A 2,037-nucleotide genomic window follows, 5' to 3' on the forward strand; every position below is an offset into this window, starting at 1 on the left:
GATGGAGCAGGAGCAGGAGCGCGGCATCACCATCACGTCCGCTGCGACGACCACCTTCTGGGAAGGTCGCGACGGCAAGAAGCGCCGCTTCAACATCATCGACACCCCCGGCCACGTTGACTTCACCATCGAAGTCGAGCGTTCGCTGCGCGTGCTTGACGGTGCTGTCGCCCTTCTCGACGCCAATGCCGGTGTTGAGCCGCAGACGGAAACCGTCTGGCGTCAGGCTGACAAGTACAACGTTCCGCGGATGATCTTCTGCAACAAGATGGACAAGATCGGCGCCGACTTCTATCGCTCGGTCTCCATGGTGAAGTCCCGTCTCGGCGCGACCCCGGTTGTCATCCAGCTGCCGATCGGCGCTGAAAACGACTTCGCCGGTGTGATCGACCTGATCGAGATGAAGGCTCTGGTCTGGGATGGCGAGCATCTTGGCGCTCAGTGGGACGTCACCGACATCCCGGCTGACATGAAGGACAAGGCCGAAGAGTACCGCGAGCTGATGATCGAGACGATCGTCGATATCGACGAGGAAGCCATGGAAGCTTACCTCGAAGGCAATATGCCCGATAACGACAAGATCCGCGAACTCATCCGCAAGGGTACGATCAACGTCGAGTTCTTCCCGATGCTGTGCGGCTCGGCGTTCAAGAACAAGGGCGTTCAGCCCCTGCTCGACGCCGTTGTCGACTTCCTGCCGTCGCCGGTCGAAATTCCCGCGATCAAGGGTATCGACGTCAAGACCGAGGCCGAAATCTCGCGTAAGGCCGATGACAACGAGCCGCTGTCGATGCTGGCGTTCAAGATCATGAACGACCCCTTCGTCGGTTCGCTGACCTTCTGCCGTGTTTATTCCGGCACGATCGAAAAGGGATCGGGCGTTATGAACACGGTCAAGGAAAAGCGCGAGCGCGTCGGCCGCATGCTGCAGATGCACTCGAACTCCCGTTCGGACATCGACGTGGCTTATGCCGGCGATATCGTCGCGCTTGCCGGCCTCAAGGAGACCACCACCGGTGATACGCTCTGCGATCCGCTGAAGCCTGTTATCCTGGAGCGGATGGAGTTCCCCGAGCCGGTTATCCGGATCGCGATCGAGCCGAAGACCAAGGCCGACCAGGAAAAGATGGGTCTCGCCCTCAACCGTCTGGCCGCCGAGGATCCGTCCTTCCGGGTTGCCACCGACGAAGAGTCCGGTCAGACCATCATCGCCGGCATGGGCGAGCTTCACCTCGACATCCTCGTCGACCGCATGAAGCGCGAGTTCAAGGTCGAGGCCAATGTCGGCGCGCCGCAGGTGGCCTACCGCGAAACGATCACGCAGGCTCACGAGGAAGACTACACCCACAAGAAGCAGTCGGGTGGTTCGGGTCAGTTCGCCCGCGTCAAGATTATTTTCGAACCCAATCCGGATGGCGAGGATTTCGTATTCGAATCCAAGATCGTCGGCGGTTCCGTTCCGAAGGAATATATTCCTGGCGTTCAGAAGGGTATCGAAAGCGTTCTGTCCTCCGGTCCGCTGGCAGGCTTCCCGATGCTCGGCATCAAGGCCACGCTGGTTGACGGTGCCTACCATGATGTCGACTCGTCGGTTCTCGCCTTCGAAATCGCATCGCGCGCCTGCTTCCGCGAAGCAGCCCGCAAGGCTGGCGCCCAGCTTCTCGAGCCGATCATGAAGGTCGAGGTCGTGACGCCTGAAGATTACGTCGGCGATGTCATCGGCGACCTGAACTCCCGTCGCGGTCAGATCCAGGGTCAGGAGCCGCGCGGCAACGCGACGGTGATCGAAGCCCAGGTTCCGCTCGCCAACATGTTCAAATATGTCGACACGCTGCGCTCGATGTCGCAGGGCCGCGCCCAGTATTCGATGGTCTTCGACCACAATGCGCCGGTGCCTTCGAATGTGGCACAGGAAATTCAGGCGAAATACTCCGGTCAGAAGTGACCGGAGCACGGCCTCAAAGATAATGAGATTGACCCCTTCGCGGGTTCGACAGGAATAGGAGCCTTAAAATGGCAAAAGCAAAGTTTGAGCGG

The 2,037-nt window shown here is 59.7% G+C and carries 1 protein-coding gene; it reads left to right on the forward strand.

Annotated elements, in window-relative coordinates; all coding sequences use genetic code 11:
- The coding region (gene fusA / locus B4E36_RS21395) for an elongation factor G (RefSeq protein ID WP_345900802.1) at positions 1-1,945 on the forward strand (1,945 nt) is incomplete at its 5' end.
- Positions 1,946-2,037: the final 92 nt, after the last annotated feature.

The sequence above is a fragment of the Martelella sp. UBA3392 genome (assembly GCF_002358775.1).
GTDB lineage: Bacteria > Pseudomonadota > Alphaproteobacteria > Rhizobiales > Rhizobiaceae > Martelella > Martelella mediterranea.